25 protein-coding genes and 3 pseudogenes are annotated in these 18,484 nt (G+C 62.5%); 5 read left to right on the forward strand and 23 right to left on the reverse strand.

Annotated elements, in window-relative coordinates; translation table 11 throughout:
- The first annotated feature begins 1,008 nt into the window (after window positions 1-1,008).
- Entirely contained in the window at window positions 1,009-1,236 is a 228-nt protein-coding gene (locus tag J7E80_RS09230) for a hypothetical protein (RefSeq protein ID WP_251036673.1), read from the forward strand.
- A gap of 155 nt (window positions 1,237-1,391) precedes the next feature.
- On the opposite strand, the gene J7E80_RS09235 is transcribed toward J7E80_RS09230, so the two are convergent.
- The gene (locus J7E80_RS09235; protein WP_215051180.1) at window positions 1,392-1,550 is read right to left on the reverse strand and encodes a hypothetical protein; all 159 of its coding nucleotides are present in this window, start codon (window positions 1,548-1,550) and stop codon (window positions 1,392-1,394) included.
- Window positions 1,551-1,685: 135 nt separating this feature from the next.
- Window positions 1,686-2,096, reverse strand: coding sequence for a hypothetical protein (locus J7E80_RS09240; protein ID WP_215051181.1), 411 nt, complete (start codon window positions 2,094-2,096; stop codon window positions 1,686-1,688).
- A gap of 214 nt (window positions 2,097-2,310) precedes the next feature.
- Between J7E80_RS09240 and J7E80_RS24250 the strand changes: the two are divergent.
- Window positions 2,311-2,595 (forward strand): annotated as a pseudogene (locus tag J7E80_RS24250) (IS21 family transposase); the annotation flags it as partial.
- A gap of 349 nt (window positions 2,596-2,944) precedes the next feature.
- On the opposite strand, the gene J7E80_RS09250 reads toward J7E80_RS24250, so the two are convergent.
- From J7E80_RS09250 to J7E80_RS09260, 3 genes are all read right to left on the reverse strand, one after another.
- Window positions 2,945-3,343, reverse strand: coding sequence for a hypothetical protein (locus J7E80_RS09250; RefSeq protein WP_215051183.1), 399 nt, complete (start codon window positions 3,341-3,343; stop codon window positions 2,945-2,947).
- Window positions 3,344-3,409: 66 nt separating this feature from the next.
- Window positions 3,410-3,808, reverse strand: a complete 399-nt coding sequence (locus J7E80_RS09255) for a cytochrome P450 (protein WP_215051184.1) — start codon at window positions 3,806-3,808, stop codon at window positions 3,410-3,412.
- Window positions 3,790-4,731 (reverse strand): hypothetical protein, encoded by a 942-nt coding sequence (locus J7E80_RS09260; protein ID WP_215051185.1) that lies wholly within the window; start codon window positions 4,729-4,731, stop codon window positions 3,790-3,792. Before J7E80_RS09260 ends, J7E80_RS09255 begins: the two co-directional genes overlap by 19 nt.
- Window positions 4,732-4,960: 229 nt before the next feature.
- On the opposite strand from J7E80_RS09260, the gene J7E80_RS09265 reads away from it, so the two are divergent.
- The 3 genes from J7E80_RS09265 to J7E80_RS09275 all read left to right on the forward strand — a co-directional run bounded on the left by J7E80_RS09265 (window position 4,961) and on the right by J7E80_RS09275 (window position 6,986).
- Window positions 4,961-5,401: a hypothetical protein gene (locus tag J7E80_RS09265; RefSeq protein WP_215051186.1), complete on the forward strand. Its 441-nt coding sequence runs from the start codon at window positions 4,961-4,963 to the stop codon at window positions 5,399-5,401.
- A gap of 101 nt (window positions 5,402-5,502) precedes the next feature.
- The gene (locus J7E80_RS09270; RefSeq protein WP_215051187.1) at window positions 5,503-6,177 is read left to right on the forward strand and encodes a DUF6766 family protein; all 675 of its coding nucleotides are present in this window, start codon (window positions 5,503-5,505) and stop codon (window positions 6,175-6,177) included.
- Window positions 6,178-6,284: 107 nt separating this feature from the next.
- Window positions 6,285-6,986, forward strand: coding sequence for a PAS and ANTAR domain-containing protein (locus J7E80_RS09275; protein ID WP_215051188.1), 702 nt, complete (start codon window positions 6,285-6,287; stop codon window positions 6,984-6,986).
- A gap of 261 nt (window positions 6,987-7,247) precedes the next feature.
- Here the strand turns inward: J7E80_RS09275 and J7E80_RS09280 are convergent, their stop codons facing one another.
- The 18 genes and pseudogenes from J7E80_RS09280 to J7E80_RS09365 form a co-directional block, all read right to left on the reverse strand.
- A complete protein-coding gene (locus J7E80_RS09280; RefSeq protein WP_215051189.1) occupies window positions 7,248-7,481 on the reverse strand; it encodes a hypothetical protein in 234 nt (77 codons plus the stop codon).
- Window positions 7,482-7,589: 108 nt separating this feature from the next.
- Window positions 7,590-7,868, reverse strand: coding sequence for a hypothetical protein (locus tag J7E80_RS09285; protein ID WP_215051190.1), 279 nt, complete (start codon window positions 7,866-7,868; stop codon window positions 7,590-7,592).
- 44 nt (window positions 7,869-7,912) lie between these two features.
- A pseudogene (locus tag J7E80_RS09290) lies at window positions 7,913-8,304 on the reverse strand (CBS domain-containing protein).
- Between the two features lie 126 nt (window positions 8,305-8,430).
- Entirely contained in the window at window positions 8,431-8,868 is a 438-nt protein-coding gene (locus tag J7E80_RS09295; protein ID WP_215051191.1) for a hypothetical protein, read from the reverse strand.
- 358 nt (window positions 8,869-9,226) lie between these two features.
- Entirely contained in the window at window positions 9,227-9,466 is a 240-nt protein-coding gene (locus J7E80_RS09300; protein ID WP_311380791.1) for a helix-turn-helix domain-containing protein, read from the reverse strand.
- 560 nt (window positions 9,467-10,026) lie between these two features.
- Window positions 10,027-10,710: pseudogene (locus J7E80_RS09305) on the reverse strand (magnesium chelatase domain-containing protein); the annotation flags it as partial.
- Complete coding sequence (locus J7E80_RS09310; RefSeq protein ID WP_215051192.1) at window positions 10,711-11,067, reverse strand: YraN family protein; 357 nt, start codon at window positions 11,065-11,067, stop codon at window positions 10,711-10,713.
- Between the two features lie 162 nt (window positions 11,068-11,229).
- Window positions 11,230-11,556: a DUF2469 domain-containing protein gene (locus J7E80_RS09315; RefSeq protein ID WP_215051193.1), complete on the reverse strand. Its 327-nt coding sequence runs from the start codon at window positions 11,554-11,556 to the stop codon at window positions 11,230-11,232.
- 53 nt (window positions 11,557-11,609) lie between these two features.
- On the reverse strand, window positions 11,610-12,281 hold the full coding sequence (locus J7E80_RS09320; RefSeq protein ID WP_215051194.1) for a ribonuclease HII: 672 nt from the start codon (window positions 12,279-12,281) through the stop codon (window positions 11,610-11,612).
- A gap of 2 nt (window positions 12,282-12,283) precedes the next feature.
- Window positions 12,284-13,207 carry a signal peptidase I gene (gene lepB / locus J7E80_RS09325; protein WP_215051195.1) on the reverse strand — a complete coding sequence of 308 codons (924 nt, stop codon included), beginning with the start codon at window positions 13,205-13,207 and terminating at the stop codon, window positions 12,284-12,286.
- A complete protein-coding gene (gene lepB / locus J7E80_RS09330; protein WP_215051196.1) occupies window positions 13,208-13,888 on the reverse strand; it encodes a signal peptidase I in 681 nt (226 codons plus the stop codon).
- A gap of 84 nt (window positions 13,889-13,972) precedes the next feature.
- Entirely contained in the window at window positions 13,973-14,332 is a 360-nt protein-coding gene (rplS, locus tag J7E80_RS09335) for a 50S ribosomal protein L19 (protein WP_215051197.1), read from the reverse strand.
- A 261-nt stretch (window positions 14,333-14,593) separates the two neighbouring features.
- Window positions 14,594-15,388 carry a tRNA (guanosine(37)-N1)-methyltransferase TrmD gene (gene trmD / locus J7E80_RS09340; protein ID WP_215051198.1) on the reverse strand — a complete coding sequence of 265 codons (795 nt, stop codon included), beginning with the start codon at window positions 15,386-15,388 and terminating at the stop codon, window positions 14,594-14,596.
- Entirely contained in the window at window positions 15,389-15,976 is a 588-nt protein-coding gene (rimM, locus tag J7E80_RS09345; RefSeq protein ID WP_215051199.1) for a ribosome maturation factor RimM, read from the reverse strand.
- Between the two features lie 147 nt (window positions 15,977-16,123).
- On the reverse strand, window positions 16,124-16,366 hold the full coding sequence (locus tag J7E80_RS09350) for an RNA-binding protein (RefSeq protein WP_076802241.1): 243 nt from the start codon (window positions 16,364-16,366) through the stop codon (window positions 16,124-16,126).
- A gap of 1 nt (window position 16,367) precedes the next feature.
- Window positions 16,368-16,778, reverse strand: coding sequence for a 30S ribosomal protein S16 (gene rpsP, locus J7E80_RS09355; protein ID WP_215051200.1), 411 nt, complete (start codon window positions 16,776-16,778; stop codon window positions 16,368-16,370).
- A 223-nt stretch (window positions 16,779-17,001) separates the two neighbouring features.
- Complete coding sequence (locus J7E80_RS09360; protein WP_215051201.1) at window positions 17,002-17,439, reverse strand: hypothetical protein; 438 nt, start codon at window positions 17,437-17,439, stop codon at window positions 17,002-17,004.
- Between the two features lie 127 nt (window positions 17,440-17,566).
- Entirely contained in the window at window positions 17,567-18,442 is an 876-nt protein-coding gene (locus J7E80_RS09365; protein ID WP_215051202.1) for a VOC family protein, read from the reverse strand.
- Between the last annotated feature and the right edge of the window lie 42 nt (window positions 18,443-18,484).

The raw sequence follows: 18,484 nt of genomic DNA on the forward strand, positions 1-18,484 counted from the left end.
GGGCCCGGCGCTACGGGGGAAATCCAGCGGGACCCGGCTGTCCTGTTCCTGATAGACGGCTTGCTGGGCACCATCGACTCCGGGACACCGCCAGTGTTGCGGATACGACTTGGAGAAAACCCGGATTCCCCGACCTCCGACCGGGTCTACAGCGCACAACCCACCCGCTTTAGGGGGCGCGTACGCGAAACCGGCAGTTGAACCGAACCCAGCCAAGGACGCCACCGGCGGAGCGGGAACCGTTTTCGCACTCCTGGCGCGCCTTTGTCTCTGATCGAATCTTGAGCATAGCGCGCGTCAACAACCACCACGTGATGTGCACGCACCGGAAATGCAAGTCAGCTTGGCAGACCGCACAACCGGGCGACGATAAGTTATGAACGTTGTGGGGACTAGTTTGAGGGGGCCCAGGATCTGGAACAGGCTTCGGGTTTTCCTAGGGTCGTCCTGCGAGCCTTTGGGTAGCTGATCGACGGACACCTTCGGTGGACGTTTTTGATCAGGCCCGCTGCCCCGACAGCGTCCGCAGTACCGGGACGCGGGGATATGGGTGAGCTCCTGCGGGTCCCTTGGGGGAGGGAGCGCTCCGCGAGCGGGAGGGCCGCTGAAGCCGGCCCTCCCGCTTTCTATCCATCTGAATTGCGGACGGCAGGCAGCAACGCTCAGTCTTCTGTAGGACGGACTGCGGCGAGTTTGCGGTACGGGTGGTTCTGCGGTGCCGCCTGCGGCTTCCCAGATGGAGCTGCCCGGCTGGGATCCTCTTTCAGGCTCCGACCAATGCGGCAGGAAACAGCCGGCGGCTTGCTGCCTTCCTGGCACCATGTGCCCGGAGCCTGCATTGGACTTTTCCGCCAGGAGCTCAGGGATCGCAGTGGGCTTCTTCGCCGATTCCATAGAGCCGGGAGAAGATGTCATCGGCAACCGGTGTGCAGCTTCTGGTTGCGCTTGTTCGAGACGCGCCTGAGGATGTCGAAGGCTTCCTGCTGCGAGTAGCGGTTTGCCGGACCAATGATCACCGTCGCCCTGCTGCTGGGAGGCTTCAGCCTGTTCACCGCCGGTGTACTCGTGGCCATCGGCACGATCATGCGAACCGCCAAAGGGGCCGGAAACCCAACATTCGGCGCGCTGATTGCCATGATGTTCGTCCCCTTCTACACAGTCAGCCTGATCAGACGGAGGTTATGCGGGGATGGTGCGGGGTATCACGGTGAGCCTGATACGAGCGTTCTGGCCTAAGCGGTTGCGGGCCGTTGGTGGGACGCGTTTCTCGCCGACCCAGCGGCGCACGTCATTGTTTAGGTCTTTCATCTCCGTGTTTGGTGTGGTTCCCATTCACGGGACGCGTAGTCGACCTCGCTCTTCCAAACGGCCCATGCTCGGGGCAATTTTCGTCACTGGCGGATTTCAATGTCGACAAGGAGGGAGTCGCTCCAGTCCTCGGTCTGCTCCAAATGGTCCGTGAACAAGAACCGGCCTTCCTCCTCCCGGATGGAGAGCAGCCGGAGGTTCAGCGCATGACGAAGCGTTGAGACCGGCTCGGCGCCGTTCATAGGACGTGGAGCAGTTGAGGAAAGAAAAGTCGTCAGCAGCGCTTGAGGGGTGTCAATTGTGTCATCGGTCACGAGCCGCTCTATCAAGATCGGACAGGCACAGGAGCGTATGTCGGCGTGGCCGGAGGCTGGGGCTCAGATATCGAGTACGCGACGCTTGGCAGCCACAAATTCTTCCGCGGAAAGAGCGCCCTGCGAATAGAGGTTTGCTATGAGGGCAAGCTCAGATGCTATGGATTCCTTCGCGGTTACGTTACTAGTGTTCTTGATGCGATGCTTTACTGACTGGGTAGTAGCGGACGCTGGCTTCGTCTTGTTCTTGGTCACGGCATACAGAACGAGCACGGTGGCGCCGAGAACTGCCATCGCAATCCCCAGGGGCATCGACAGATAGGAATTTGAGGCGGTTCCTATCACCGCGATTGCCACTCCGACACCAGCTATCCCGACACCGACAACCCATCGTAGTGTCTCGCGGAGGGGGTGCTTCCCTCTGAACTCAAACAAATACCTGCCGGTCTCGCTCGGAACCGCGTGGTCGTTCATGTGTTGAAGGATAGACCCGCGCCTAATCATTGAACATCCCTTCGTCTGAGAGCTTCCCAGACGAGGAATCCCCGACGTCGCGGGGCACATGTCGCCCCCTCCGGAATGTTGTGCTGGACAGTCCCTCCTTCTGGGCCGGTCGCTTTTCCTTGCGCGTCCTCAACCGCTGCGGGTTATCGAAACGTCCTTTCGTTTACCTGGCGAGTGCCTTTCTCCTTGCTCCACACTATGTCTTCGGGTATTCGTCCGCGCCCACGGCACCGGACCTGATGAACAGGTCATCATCGCCCGCCACCACCGGGCCAGGCCCGGACGCCCGGCCATCATCGATGAGCACTTCCCCGGAACCAGGACCAGGATCCCGGGCGACTACGCCGTGAAGGCACGCACCGCCGGGGAGGCCGAGTTCCTGGCCATCGGCGCCGGTGCCAGAACATGGCTTATCGAGGCCGCCGCGGCAGGAACGGGCAGGATGAACGTGAAAATGCCAGACCCTGTACCGGCACGTATCACCCACCGGGGAACTGCGCGCCAACGGTGAGAAGCTGTTCTCGCGATAGCTGCTTAACTACCCCGCCATGACAGGACCAGTGGGCCAGTTAAGCGAAAGGAATGGCTCAGGCCTTGAGGCAGCGCAAAGAAAGCCTGCCGGTGGGGGCGACAGGCTTCCCGTTTTTAACATTACGCGAAGCAGTCTGGACACCGAATGGGCTATCAGGCCTCTCGTCTTCATCGTGCTTATGGCCGCGGAGTTGGGCCAGCGCAAAGCTCAAGAAGCTGAGCAGCAAGCTCAACTGGTGCCGGAGATGTTGGGCCGCGGAAGGTGGAGTCGACGGCTGGGTTGAGGGTTAGTTTGTTTTGGTGGCTGTGGGTGGCGGCTTGTCCGGGATAGGTGCTGGCGGTACGGCCAGTGTCACGACGAGTTGGTTTGAGTTCTCTTCGTTGGCCTTGATGGTCAGGCTTCGTGTCGCCTGTGGAACTGATGGTGTGAAGATCTGGAGGTTCCGTAGGCCCAGTATTTCCGAACTCTTGAGTGAGTATTTGGTGCCGAAGTGATCTTCGAGCGCGATCCGGGGAATTGAAGGTGCAGCATTGTGCTGTGGTGCCAGGTGGATGTTGAGGACAATGGCGCTTTTCCAGATTTCTACAGACAGTACGGTGAACTCCGTCCCCTCGCTGTGGTGCTTCCCGAAGGTCGGGGGCAGCAGGACATGGCGGAGGCTATTCAGCGGCGTCAAATCGTTCATGGAGACCTTCCTGGTGAGCGGCGGGGAGAACGAATGGATGGCAATCTGAAAAGACCTTGGGTTCTCTTACGTTTCTTCGCTGTTCCGGTCTTGGGCCGTGAATCGCAGGGAGTAGTTGTTCAGTGTGCCGGGAAGGGGGCCCTGCGGGGAGATATGGGGTGCCGAGGTCAAGGTGAAGCTTCGGTCCTCCAGCAAGAATGAGAGCATGGCGCTGGTCATCATCAGTACGAGTTGTCGTCCTGGGCAGATGACTGGACCTTCGCTGAAGGGGACCATTGGCCAGTCCGTGTCTTCGGTTTCGTTGAGCCAGCGCTCCGGTCGGAAGCTGTGGGCGTGCGGGGGGTTGCTCTCGTCACGGTGAAAGTACGGGGTGTAGATGAGAACGCCGCAGTTTTCGGGCATGGTCCCGTCGGGCCATTGCACCTCCCGGACGCTTTGGCGCAGGATCATCGGCGTGGTGGGCATAGCCGCAATGATTCAAGGACGCAGGCTCGCAGGTACGGCAGCTGCTCTCTGCCGGTAGTCTCCTCCCGGATTTCGGTTTGCGCCCGGCCGTACTGTTCACTGTGCGTGGACAGGAGCGCGAGGGTCCTGAATGTCGCCATGCCCGCAGGGTCAAAGGCGAACAGCCACTGCGGTATCTGCTCGGCCGGGGCGTCCTGGCGGCTTGGCAGGTTGACCATTGCATGCGCCAAGCTGCCTGGTTCGGCCCCATCCATTCTGTTCTGGACCCGCTGGAGGAACCTGGCTCTGAGCTTCCGGTCCGGTGCTTTGAGGAACGACCAGTTCCCGTGCTGACGAAGTCGGGCGATCATGTCAGTGAGCTCATGGTCATCGCGCGCGCTGTCCCCGAACACGGTACGGCGTACCACCCGGTACCAGGACTCAATGAAGTCATCCCAGACCAATTCACTATTCTCGGCCGTGCCTTTGGGGTCAAGGTCAGCCAATAATTGCGCGGCTTCCTGGCGTATGACGGGAATGGGGGAAGATGCAAGCCGGTGCACGGGGCTGTGCGTATCGAGGACCTGTTCCTGCAGGGCCCGACGGACGGTCCTTTCCGGGCCCTGCGAGATCAGCACATTCCGGGGCTCGAAGTGCGAGAGAGCAGCTTTCTTTTCGCTGCTCGCCGGTGAGAAGGGCTCCGGGGAGTTAATCAGGGCATAGTGCAAGTGCCCGGACTGCAATATCACGGCCTGCTCCCGGAAGGGCAGACGCAGGAGCAGCGGCCCTGCCCGGTACTTGCCGGCCAGCTTTTTGACCCTGCGCACCGCGCGGTCATCCAGGCCCAGACGCTCTGCCAAAGCCACTGCCTTGGGACGGCGGATGATCGGGCCTTTGGCTACGTTGGGCAGGAACACATCGATCAAAAAAGCCGCTGTTTCCATACCGCTGGCCCTGGGAAGTCCTCTGCGACGATCCATATCACGTTCCTGTCCGCACACCATCAGCGCGTCGTGGGAAATTACTCAGTCCTCGCGCCCTGCCCGTGCAGGGCCTCTAAAGGCCCAGCATACCTACCCTTCCTCCTCGCAAGGAGGGCGAAGCTGCCACTGCGCCCGCCGCGTCGTCGTGTAGGTTCATCACAAGGAAGCTACCCAGGAGGATGGAGGATTTGTGAAAAACAGATGTTCAGAACGTCCCGGCCTTTCGCTACGGCAGCTCAAGCGCGGAACCACAGTGGCCGGAGCCGGTCTTCTCGTGTTGTTGACCGCCTGCGGCTGTTCCCCGGATACGGCGGCAGCGGCGGGCCGGGCCCGGGAGTTTCACCGTTTACTCGAAGCGTCGGACCTGCAGGGTGCCTGCGCCTTGCTGCAGGCAAAGGCCCAGAAGAAAGCAGCCGAGCAGGCCGGGGCTTGTGAGCAGGCCCTGGAAGCACTGGAGCTGCCGAGGGTCGGGGCTGTTCTGGAAACCCACGTGTATGGCCGCAGCGCCAGCGTTGTATTCGAAAGCGACACCGTCTTCCTCGCGACGGCCGAATCGGGCTGGCAGGTCACTGGGGCCGGATGCACGCCAGAGGGAGATGCTCCTTACACCTGTGAGATCGGAGGCGAGTAGGGTATGCGCTGGATCTTTGTGTTGTACCTGATTCTGATCTTCGGCGGGCTGGCCTATATGGCCGTCGTCGGCCTCGGACACGGATAGAAGAGGCCGGGACATTGAAAGAGGCTTTGAAAAACAACGGCCTGAGTATTTTCTTCGGCCTGATCTTCCTGCTGGCATTACTGGGGCAGGCACTGACCGGACAGGCGCTGTTCAACGAGGAACAGATCGCGGCAGGACTGGGAGAGATCAGCTTCGCGCAGTACGTGACATCGTCGTCTTTCGCTGTCGATGTCTCCGAAAACTGGCAATCGGAATACCTGCAGTTCCTGCTATATGTTTTCGCCACGATCTGGCTCGTCCAGAAAGGATCGCCCGAATCAAAGGAACTGGACAAGACAGGCCTTGAAACGGATGAAGACCAGCTCGTCGGGCAGTACAGCAACGCCAAATCCCCGGCCTGGGCAAAAGTCCGCGGCTGGCGCCGGACTCTGTTCTCCAATTCCTTGGGCCTGACAATGGGCCTGATCTTCCTCCTGTCCTGGTTCGTCCAATCCATCGCCGGCAACAGTGCCTACAACGAAGAACAGTTGAAGAACTTCCAGGCACCGGTGGCTTGGCCCGAATACCTCGTCTCGCCGGAGTTCTGGAACCGTACCCTGCAGAACTGGCAGTCAGAGTTCCTCGCAGTGGGATCGATGGTCGTCCTCTCCATCTACCTTCGACAGCGCGGCTCACCGGAGTCCAAACCCGTCGGCTCCGCACACGACGACACCGGAACCACAGGCTGACTTTCCGTCCCGGGCATCCAGTCATCAGGAGCCGAGAGGATAACGAAGCCCATGTTTGGGCCTATGATGATGGTTCTACTGGCCAAAGGCGGACCTAGAACTAGTCAATGGAGGGCGCGGTGCTGTCGAGGTTTGACACCTATCTTTTTCCTCTCGCGGAGGGCCAGAAGCGACTGGCTGGGACATTCGGTTTGGATGTCGCCTCGGGGACCATGGAATGGTCTGAGGAGCTGTTCGCCATTCACGGGTTCGCCCCCGGCGAAGTGGTTCCCACAATTACTTTGTGGATGTCCCACAAGCACCCGGACGATCGTGAACCGATACGGAAGCTCCTCGTAGGTGTACTCCAAACCGGTGGCCAGGCGGCTGTTCTTCACCGGGTGATCGATGCCCGCGGTAAGCACCACCAAGTACTTTCGTCTTTCGACGCCTCACCTGCAGGTACCGGAGCCGTGGAATGCGTCCAGGGATTCATGGTGGATCTGACCCGGAGCATTCACGAAGAAGCGCGCCAGGCCGCCGATGACGCCCTTCACGGTGCCTTCGCCCACAAATCGGTGATCGAACAGGCCAAGGGCATCATCATGGCGCTTCGAAGCGTCGACGCCGAAACAGCCTTTGAACTCCTGTCGGCAGAGAGCCAGCACACGAACACGAAGCTGCACTGCATAGCTACCGCGCTCGTTAGCGCCACCGCCCATGGGGAAGCGGCAGGTGCCCTAGCGCTGTTTAAAACGGCAGGAGCTTTCGAGGCAGGCAAGGACACCACTAATCCTGTCTGCTCTGAAGTAACGCGCGAGCCGTGGTGAGCAAGAAGGCCCGAAGCGGCCAAGAGGGTCCGGTAAGCGGAATCGCCGGCGACGGCTCATTCGCTCCGGGCCGGGGCCTTCAACGGCAGCAGCGCCTACACTACGGCGCGCATACTGGCACGTCGCGAGTCCGTCACTGGTAAGGATGGCGTTTCGGCCGGGAGTTGCCATGGACGTTTTGCCTGCTTGGTATTCGCGCTCTCGACGGCCATAGTTTGAACCAGTTTCTGTCGTCTCGACGGTCGCTGTAGCGCGGGCCGCTCATGCCCGGTCGACCAGCCGCTGCTCTCCGGAGTGGCGGGCACAGTTGGCGCAGCAGTAGATGCTTCCCTCACTTTCAACCCCATGTCCAAGGATGCGGCAGCCGCAGTGTCTACAGACGGGCGCCATGGTGTGGATCGCGCATTCAAAGCTGTCGAACGTACCGGTTTTGCCTTCCCTGCTGACGGTGAAGGTCTTGTCGTAGTCATTGCCACAGGTATCACAGGTTGCCATGAGAAATTTCCGATCACTTTGGCCGGTCCAGGGACTACTGAAACGTCCTGACCGCCAACGTCGGGCCGGGAGATGTTCACCTGGCCCCCACGGGAACGGTCTTTTCAGCTATCTGTTGACCAGTTTGAAAAAGGTGCTGGGTTCGCCGCTGGCTTTCTCCGTCTGATAGAGGAAGGCCAGCTTGTTTTTCTCGAATTTTTCGAACCAGTCCTCCCAGCTGATCTGCTTCAGGCTCTCTTCCCCTGCACCTCCGGGGAAGTCGATCCGAAGCACGCCGGGTTCCTGGCCTTCGGCAGTGTCTTTGACGGTGGCAGGCTTTCCTCCGTTTTCTTCGGCCCACTCCCGGATTTCCTCGTGGTTAGTGGTCGTCGAGGTCTTGGATGTCACGGTTTGATCCCCTTGGTGGGTGGTTTGCTGATGGCCGCCGCTTCTCAGTAGGAGATGGATTCGACCAGTTCGCCTACCCTGTCTTCGGGATAGTTGCGGGCGATGTCGGCTTGGCTGAGCATCCCGACGAGGTCGTGCCCGTCGATGACCGGGAGGCGGCGGACCTGGTGCTCCTGCATGGTTTTGATTGCTTCTCGATGGAGTCATCGGCGCCGATGGTGACAGGTTTGCCCTGGCCGAATTCTCCTGCAGTCGCGCTGCGGGGGTCTCCGCCTTCGGCCAGGCACTTGATGACGATGTCGCGGTCGGTGAGCATACCTTTGAGCCGGTTGTCTTCTCCGCAGATCGGCAATGACCCGACATCCAGGTCCTTCATCTTCCGGGCAGCCTGTTCCAATGTCTCGTTCTCGCCAATGCATTCTGCCCCGCCGGTCATGATTTCACGTGTGTCGATGGCATTCGTGTGGACTCCTTCTGTTGGATATTGGCTTCTTGCTGGAACCAAGGGGTCCGGCGCGCAGGCTTTGTACCGTCCCGCCGGCTTTCCCTGGCTGGATGTTGGTTATTCGGGTATTTCCATTTGGAATCCGCAGACGCAATGTAAAACCCGGGTGCGGAGATAGACGTCAAGGACGTCTTCCGAGCTCTGTTCCGTGCTCAGCGTTGTGTGGATGCCTCGCAGTTCAGATCCGGCCGTGTGCATAGGTTCGCCGCAGTGGATGTACTCGCCGCCGAACTGAAGGATCCCTGAGATCTGTTCCGGCCCGGGCCGGTTGAGGATGAGGGCTATTTGCGGGACGGTCGCCGGGTGCGTCCGGGAGTGGCCGCATGCAGTGCAGGTGTACCAGACAGCAACCATTCCCCGGACCGATGGCCAGAGAGCTTCTATGGATTCGATGACCAGGTGCCTGTCTGTGTGACAGTCAAAGCAGTGAAGGGAATCTGCCCACGGCTTGTCGGCACCCCCACCGGTGGTATAGGGCTCGGAGATGGTCGACATTGACTGTTTCCTTTACAAGGGGTCGCTGGCCGGACTGCTGGAATCGTGCTCCTTCGCTCAGGCTAGACCCGTGTCTGATCCGCTGGCAACAGGCAGGGCGTGCCCGGGCCGCCAACAGCCGGTCGTTTCCTTGTACCCGTTCGGCAGCTGCGGGATGTGTGGAGCCCTGCCGGGACCATCAGGGTAAGGTTCCCGTGCCGGGCTTCCAATGCAGGGGCGGGACATGTCTATCGGTAGTCGATGGCACCGTTCGTGCCGCGTAAAAACGGTCAAATTCGCCCGGCCGAACTTGCGGTGACCCTCGCGGGGCTTGCCGCCCCAGCCGGATGCCGCCTTTCACGCGATCATCAGCGACCCGTCACACAACGAACCGGGATGGGAGCATCCCGCCGGGGTAGACGCTCTGAAGCTCCTCTGCGGTCAGCGTCTCTGGAGGTCTTGGAGGAAGGTGCCGGTACAGGCTGGAGCGCGTGTTGCCTGTGGCTTTCACTATCGCCGAAATGGACTGTCCTTGGTCGCGGAGATGTTCTGCGTAGACGAGCTTGGTCGGGTTCACCACGCTGGGACGTCCGATGCGTTTGCCTTTGGCGGTCGCCACGGCCCGGGCGTGCGCGGCTCTCTCTATTGCACAGGTGCGTTCCGTTTGGACGAAAAGGGCCAGCATTACCCCGCGAGCTGGGACACCGGGTCCTCCAGGTTCCCGAACTAACCCGGATCGGATCGGCGAGGTTCCGCACTCCCACACCACCGACAAAACCGCATCCCAGCTGATCCAGGGCGTTGCTCATGCGCTCCAGGGTCCGGGTTCCAGCCATACGTCATCATCGAGATAAAGCGTCATGTCAGTCTGAGACTGACTCGAGCAGGAACTGCCGTGCTCTGCCATGCCGCGTCGGGGAGGTGACGCAGGCACGTGACCGCCCTGCCCTGGGCCTGGAGCACACGGACCATGGCCGCTGCGCCCTGACTTTCGCCAGGCACCGCAGTGAGGTGGCTCGGCAGACTGTCCTTCGCCGCAGCGTCGAGCTCCGCCGTCAACGCTCGCAGGTCGCCAGCTGACTCAGGCAGACACTCCTTCTGCGCGATAAAACTCGAGCGCATGGCTGACGGAACTCGTCCACCGCACGCACGACATCACAATCACGTTTAAGGACGTATCCCCGGTGGACCGGTAAGCAGCAGATGATGGGCACCGGCGGCGGCAACCTCGAGGGCCCGCCGCGCATCTCCCTGCCCGGAAACGTCGCACATGTCGGGGATGCTGCCGGTCACCGGACCGGCCTGTTCGCCGGGCTCCTCGTCGTCCGGTTCGAAATCGAGGGCCAGGTCCTGGGGGTCGGCCCCGAAGTCGAAGGCGAGCCGCGCCAGGGTCTTGTAGCCCTGGACCCGGGCGCCGGGCACGAGGGCAGCCTCGGCGGCGTTGGCCTCTGCCACCACGACGTCAACGTAGCCCGCTTGGACCGCAGCCATTACGGCAGGAAGGACGCCGCGGACGGGTCGCAGCCGCCCGTCAAGGCCGAGCTCGGCGATAAAGACGGTGCGACGCGTCGTCCGGATGTCATCCGAGGCACACAACGCGGCCATGGCGATGGCCAGATCAAAGCCGGAGCCGCTTTTAGGCAATGATGCTGGAATAAGGTTGGCCGTGATTTTCCGCCGGCTCAGCGGGATGCCGGAGTTCTGCGCCGCAGACCTGATCCGTTCCTTAGCCTCGTTGAGGGACGCATCGGGAAGACCCAAGATCACGAACGCGGGCAGGGTCTGGCCGATGTCAGCCTCTACCTCCACGATGTAGCCGTTGAGCCCCACCAACGCCACCGAGTACGTGCGCCCGAGAGCCAACTACCCCACTCCCTTGAGGTGTTCGAGGGTTGGTTCGCAGACGCCGTCGTCCAGCACTGCAATAACGTCGACGCGGCGCAGCGGCATCCGGAGCTCATGGTCGCGGCACCAGGCCGAACCCAGCCGGTGCAGGCGGGCGAGTTTGTCCGAACCCACTGCCTCGAACGGATGACCGTAGGCCAGGGAGCGGCGCGTCTTGACTTCGGCGATGACCAAGGCGTCACCGTCCAGCGCAACGATGTCGATTTCGCCGTCGGAACAGCGCCAGTTGCGCTCCACGATCAGCATGCCCAGCGATTCCAGGTATTCCGCCGCGAGCTCTTCCCCGCGCCGGCCAAGCAGGTCTTTGGCTTTCATTTGTACCTCCGCAACCAGCCTGCGGGGGCAGTGTCAGGCCCGACAGAGGCCTATTGCGCTATGTGGGAAACGCGGCAGAACCGGCCTGTGTGGAGGAACAGTGGGCCTGGGCACAGACGAGCCGGAGCCGACAAACGAAGCTCCCAAATGTCCTCAGCGGGATCAGTTCCCCAGGCCAGCGTCCTTGGGCAGCGCAAGCTCCTCGTTGCGCGGAAGTTCCTCGACATTGACGTCTTTAAACGTGATGACACGGACACTTTTGACGAACCGGGCGGAGCGATAGACGTCCCAGACCCAGGCGTCCTGCAACGTCAGGTCAAAGTAGACCTCGCCGTCAGCGCTGCGCGCCTGCAGGTCGACGTGATTGGCGAGGTAGAAGCGGCGCTCGGTCTCGACCACGTAGCTGAACAGCCCCACGACATCGCGGTATTCACGGTAGAGCTGAAGCTCCATGTCGGTTTCGTAGTTTTCAAGATCCTCGGCACTCATGGTTCCATCTTGCACCATGGAGCGCACACCCGCGCACAAGTGGCCAGTGCACGCTATTCGGTCAGCAGGTTCCAGCTGACCCGGTGATACGGAGTGGGGCCCTCAAGCCGGATGACTGCCCGGTGCGCTGCCGTCGCGTACCCCTTGTTGACGTCCCAGCCGAAGGCCGGGTACTCGAGGTGCAGCTCCTGCATCATGTGGTCGCGTTCCACCTTGGCCAGGACGCTCGCCGCGGCGACGCTGAGGCACTGCATGTCGGCCTTGACGAGGGTGTGCACGGGTGCGTCGCAGCCCTGTTCCTCTACCACTTCGTCGAACAGCGAAGGCTGCGCCGCGGGTGACAGCCAGTTGTGGCTCCCGTCCAGCAGCACGACATCCGGTATGATCCCCGCACCGAGGATCTCGAACCATGCGCGGTTTCCGGCCGTCCGGAGGGCACCCATGATGCCCAGTTCATCGATCTCCCGTGCGGAGGCGTGGCCTACCGCACTGGCAACGCTCCAGGCACGGACCAGCGGATCCAGCCGTTCGCGTTCGGCGGCCTTCAGCAGCTTGCTGTCCCGGACATCAGCCAGCAGGTCCATCCGCCGCAGGTCCACGACGGCGATGCCCACGCTTACGGGGCCGGCCAAGGCCCCACGTCCCACTTCATCGACGCCGGCCAGGAACCGCGCCCCCCGGGGGAGGAAGCGTTTTTCATAGTCGAGAGTTGGCGCTTCGGACATTGCTAGCCTGCCGGAGGAACATTCTTGAAGACATCAGGATATCGGTCCAGGGCCGCCCAGCGGTTAACCGGCCAGGCGATCACCGCGGCCTCGCCCTCAATGTCCGCGATATCCACGAAGCCCCCGTTGGAGTCCATATGGGCACGGGAGTCTGCAGAATGGTTGCGGTTGTCCCCCATCACCCAGACCTTGCCGGCCGGAACCACGACGTCGAAGTCGCGCACCAGCGGCACTTCGGCGGGGTTGACGTACTTTTCGTCCAGCGGGGCCCCGTTGACGGTCAGTTTGCCCCCGGCGTCGCAGCAGACGACGTGGTCGCCAGGCAGCCCGATGACGCGTTTGACCAGGTGCTGCTCGGAGTTGTCCGGAAGCAGGCCCACGAACGTGAGCCCGTCCTCGAACCACGTGTACGGCCCGTCGACCTTCTGCGGCGTAGGCGGCAGCCACCCCTTGGTGTCCTTGAAGACCACCACGTCGCCGCGCTCAAGGGCGAACGGTTCCGGAACGAGGAGATTAACGAAAATGCGGTCGTTGATGTCCAGGGTGCTCACCATGGACTCCGACGGAATGTAGAAGGCGCGGAAGAGGAACGTCTTGATGAGGAAGGAGAGGACGACGGCGATGACCACCACCGTGGCGATCTCCTTCAGCCACACCAGCAACGGGTTGCGGTCAGGAGCGTGCTCCTTCCGGCCGCGCCGGGACGGGGCGGCATCCCCACGGGCGGCAGGGGCAGCGTCGGCGCGGCCGGCAGCTTCGTCACTGCTCGCAGGGGCAGCACCGCCGGGGCTTACCGGAGCGCCGGCACCTGTACCTGCGCCTTCGTCCGGCACGGATACCGCCGAAACGGGCTCGCCCGAAGCGTGTCTTCCCGGCCTCGCAGCAGCCCGCTGCGGCTCGGAAGTCCCGGGATCTGTCTCGGGCATCTACTGTCCGTCCTTTGTCGTTGTAATGGCCGCCAATGGTGGCCGTGCCACTGACGCAAATCTATCAAGCGGCCAGATGATTTGTACCGGCCGCCCGATCACCCGATCCATGCGCACCATTCCGCCGCCGGGCGCCCCCAACAGGCTGCGGGAGTCGGCCGACACCGAACGGTGGTCGCCCAGGAGCCACAGCCGTCCTGCCGGGACGGACACACTGAACTTTTGACTGCTCGGCATGTCTCCCGCATAGAGGTAGGGTTCCGCCAGCGGCTTGCCGTTTACTGTAAGCCGCTTCCGGGCGTCGCAGCACACGACGCTGTCGCCGGGCAGGCCGATGACGCGCTTGACGTAGGTAGTATCACTGCCCGTGATCCCCAGCCAGTGTCCGGCTGCAACCACCGCATCCTGCACTGGCCCCGAGCCGGAGTTCAGGGGCGCGAACGAGCCGCGGCCGTCGAACACCACGACGTCGCCGCGGCGAATCGGGTCCGTCTGGAAATCCGTGCGGGAGACCAGAATCCTGTCGCCCGTATAGAACAGCGGTTCCATGGAGGCCGACGGTATGTAGTACACGTCCAGCCACAGCGAGCGGACCAGTCCGCTGATGACGAGGGCGAGGGCGAGGCCGAGAAACACAAAACGCCAGCCCGGTTTCCCTGGCTGGCGTTGTGTCTTGTCCATGATCCGTATCCTGTGGCGCTGTTGCGGATGGCTCCGGCGCTGGCCGGACACGGGTCAGGGACCCGCCGTGCAAGTCCCGAGGACTTACTTGGCGGTGCTGAAGTCGCGCTTTTCCTTGATCTTCGCAGCCTTACCGCGCAGTGCACGCATGTAGTAAAGCTTGGCGCGGCGCACGTCACCCTTGGAGACGAGCTCGATCTTTTCGATGATCGGGGAGTGTACCGGGAAGGTACGCTCTACGCCGACACCGAAGGAAACCTTGCGGACCGTGAAGGTCTCACGGACGCCATTGCCCTGGCGGCCCAGGACGAAGCCCTGGAATACCTGGACACGGGTGTTCTTGCCTTCGATGATGTTCACGTGAACCTTGAGGGTGTCACCCGCGCGGAACTCGGGAACATCGGTGCGCAGCGAGGCTGCATCTACGGAATCGAGGATATGCATTGATCCACTCCTGGTGAACGCCACAGGTCATTCACTTTGGGTCACGGCGGCCAAGCCCGGACAGCGTCCGGGAATTGCCGCTGAAAGTGTTGTGTCCGGTCCCGCCGCTGGTTGGCGGCACCGGGGTGACTTGCTGTTGGCGGCGCTCCCCCTGTGGCAGGTGCGGGCCCAGCAGACACAAGGATTAATTATGCCCCATATGGCACGAATTGGTTAATACCGGGCACAATCCGTGCCCGCTTGGAACGCCCAGTGGACATCTCAGGCGTCCGGGCGCCTCTTGAGGTGGCCGTCGACGACGTCGTACCCCAGGTCCGCGAGGGCGGTGCGGTCCGCGCGGGGCAGACTTCCGGCGTCGAGCTTCTCCAGCAGGTCCGGGCGGCGTTCCGCCGTCCGCCGGTACTGCTCGTGGCGGCGCCACTGCGCGATCTTTCCGTGGTTGCCGCTCAGCAGGACTGCCGGCACTTCCCGGTCCCGCCAGACTGAAGGTTTGGTGTAGACCGGGTACTCGAGCAGGCCGTCCGAATGCGACTCCTCGACAAGGGACTCGGGATTGCCGACAACCCCGGGCAGCAGCCTGCCGATGGCCTCCACCATGGCCAGGACGGCCACTTCGCCGCCGTTGAGGACGTAGTCGCCAAGGCTCACAGGGCGAACGGTGAAGTGCTCCTCCGCCCATTCGATGACCCGCTCGTCGATTCCCTCGTAGCGGCCACAGGCGAAGACCAGCTGGTCCTGCTCGGCAAGCTCGTAGGCCAGCGCCTGGTTGAATCGCTCCCCCGCGGGCGAGGGAACAATCAGCACCGGCTTGCCCGCACCGGCAGGACGCGCCGCGGCCACAGACGCCAGCGCCTGCGCCCAGGGTTCGGCCTTCATCACCATGCCCGCGCCCCCGCCGTAAGGGGTGTCATCGACCGTTCGGTGGCGGTCGGTGGTGAAGGAGCGGAGGTCATGGACGTGGAGGTCCAGCAGTCCGTCCTGGCGGGCTTTGCCGATCAGCGACAGGTCCAGCGGTGCCAGGTATTCAGGAAAGATACTGACGACGTCGATTCTCATCTAGGCTTTGGCCCCCGGCCTGGGTTCGCCAGCCTCAGGCTCAGAACCGCCGTCAGCGGCCGCATCGCCAGCGCCTTCCTCGGTGTTGACCTCGAACAGGCCTTCCGGCGGGGTCACCAGGATGTAGCCTTCCTCAACATTCACTTCGGGCACAATCTGCTCGACGAACGGAATCAGGATCTCCTTGCCGTCCGGCGTCTCAACCACCAGCAGGTCCTGGACGGGCATCGTGTTCAGGCCTGAGATCTTGCCGACCACCTGCGAGCCGACGCGCGCCTCAAGACCCACGAGCTCATGCTCGTACCAGCCTTCGTCATCGTCCTCATCGAGTTCCTCGGTTTCGATGAACAGCTTGGCGCCGCGGAGGGTTTCCGCCTCGTTCCGGGTTTCGATCTCCTCGAATCCAAGCAGGAGGATGTCCTTATTCCAGCGTGCACTAAGCACCGTCAGGGGCCCGGCGGACGCCGGCTCCACCACGAACTGGGTCCCCGGCACAAACCGGTCTTCGGGGGCATCGGTGAGCACCTGGACAGTCACCTCGCCACGGATCCCGTGGGGCTTGCCGATTCGTGCCACCTGAAGCTGCATGTGTTCCTCTGTTCCGGAGTGCTCTGTGAAAGGGAGTTCGTTAAATGAATGTGCCGATGATTTGCGGCCTTTTGGCCGGAAAGCAGTCCGGCCCCTCCACCGTTAGCGGGTGGAGGGGCCGGACTTAAGACAAGTGTTGCAGGCGCGTTACCGGCGGCGGTCGGTGTCGACAACGTCGACCCTGACCTGCTCGCCATCTGCCAGTGCCGCCACTACGGTGCGCAGTGCGCGTGCGGTGCGGCCCTGGCGTCCGATTACCCGTCCAAGGTCTTCCTGATGAACGCGCACCTCGAGGGTATCCCCGCGGCGGTTGTTCTTCGCGCTGACCTTGACGTCCTCAGGGGAGTCAACGATTCCGCGGACAAGGTGTTCGAGCGCTTCTGCCAGCAACTTACTCAGCCTCGGTGGTCTCTGCTTCAGCTTCGGCGGGAGCTTCTGCCTTGGCCTTCTTGGTGATGGCTTCCGGGATGATCACGGAACCCTTTTCCGGAGCAACGAAGGCTTCCTTGGCAACCTTGGTCTTCAAGGTGCCTTCCTGGCCCGGGAGACCCTTGAACTTCTGCCAGTCACCGGTGATCTTGAGGATCGCGGCAACCTGCTCCGACGGCTGTGCGCCGACGGACAGCCAGTACTGTGCACGCTCGGAGTTGACCTCGATGTATGAGGGCTCTTCGGTGGGGTGGTACTTGCCGATCTCTTCGATTGCACGGCCATCACGCTTGGTGCGTGAGTCGGCAACGACGATGCGGTAGTACGGTGCGCGCATCTTACCGAAGCGCTTAAGGCGAATCTTTACGGCCACTTTTGTGGTCACTCCTGTTTCTGAAACGGGGTTGAACCCGGCTTTCTGCACCCGTGGGGCGGGCCATACTTGGGGGTTCGAAAGGACAAGATCCAGACGCGGAGAGAGGGGCCGCGCAGATCGAGTACCTGTTTATTGTGCCAGATCAGCGGCGTGATTTCGACTTGACACACGCCCGGCCCCGGTTTTGGACGCTCCGCGACGGAATCGGCCCTGTGGCCGGTCAGGAAGACCAGACGTAAAGGCCAGTGCGGCTGTTCTCATCAACGCTTCCGGCGAGTTCCGCCAACTGCTGGACGTACGTCCGCGCCTCGTCCGCACCGAAGGGCATATCCTCCTCGGCAGCCCACCGCTCGGCGACGTCATCGAGGACGTCGCCCTCGCCTTCGGATTCGTAGCTAAGCAGTTCCGCGAGCGCCCGGACCATGGCCGGCGGCACACCCAGCAGGGAGTCACTGGCAACATCAACCATCGCAAGTTCGTAGTCGGCGCCGCCTGCATGGACAGCCGCACCGGCAAAGTCGCCAAGCTGTTCGATTTCAAAGTCGCTGATCCCCGGAATCCGGACGCCCTCGCCGGACCCGGCGCCGCCGGACTCAAGGGCAGCGGCGCGCTTGAGGGCCTCACTGTGAGTGGCAACAAAAATTTCGGTGAAGCCCATGGAATTCGTCCTCGTTCCGTCGACGGCGGGTGCCCCGGAGGCGGCGGGGCCGCCCGGAGTGTTCGAAATCAGCCTAACCCAGCCAGCCAGGCGAATTCGGCCCATTGCCGGCCCAGCCATGGCGGCCTCAGCGCACGGCCACGCGGATGCGGTTGCGCCACGGATCCTCGAACCGGAGCTCTGCCCCGGTGTGGTGAGCAGCGACGCCGGCGACCTTAAGCCGGTCGGCGAGGGCTCCGACGTCGTCACCGCCGGGGACTTCAATGAGGACCTCACCCAGGCCCAGGGTGTCCCGGCGCGGACCGGCGCCGCGGCTGTTCCAGACGTTCATGGCCATGTGGTGGTGGTAGCCGCCGGCCGAAACGAACAGCGCCTGGCCGTGCCAGCCTGCGGTCTTTTCGAACCCCAGGATTCCCACGTAGAAGTCGTGGGCGGACTGGACGTCACCGACCTGCAGGTGGACGTGCCCCACTCCTGCCTCCGTTCCGCGCTGGCCTTCCACGGCGCCCTGCGTCAGATGGTCCTGCAGGTACTTCTGCGGCGGCAGTGCGAGGCTGTCCATGACCACGGTCTTGCCGTCCCACGACCATTCCTCCCGGGGGCGGTCCCAGTACAGCTCGATGCCGTTTCCCTCCGGGTCACTGAAGTAGAACGCCTCGCTCACGAGGTGGTCTGCGCTGCCCGTGAAGGACCGGGGGTCGTACTGGGCGGTGGTGGCCACCGTAGCGGCGAGGGCCGACTGGTCGTCAAAGAGGAGCGCGGTGTGAAAGAGACCGGCTTCCCCCCGGCTGGGGATGCTCAGGCCGGGGGCAGGAGCGAGATGAACCAGCGGCGTCCTGAGTCGGCCGAGGTAGAGTCCGCCGTCCTGCTCCGCCACGACGTCGAGCCCGAGGGCCCGCTGATAGTAGTCGGTCATGAGCTTCATGTCCCCCACCTTGAGCATCACGGTGCCCATGGTGAGATCGGCAGGAAGAAGATCCTGGCTGCTGGATGCTGGCGTCATTTGAATACTCCCGGGTTCCCCGGCCACCGGATTTCGATGGTC

The sequence above is a fragment of the Arthrobacter sp. ISL-28 genome, assembly GCF_018613875.1.
Classification (GTDB): Bacteria; Actinomycetota; Actinomycetes; order Actinomycetales; family Micrococcaceae; genus Arthrobacter.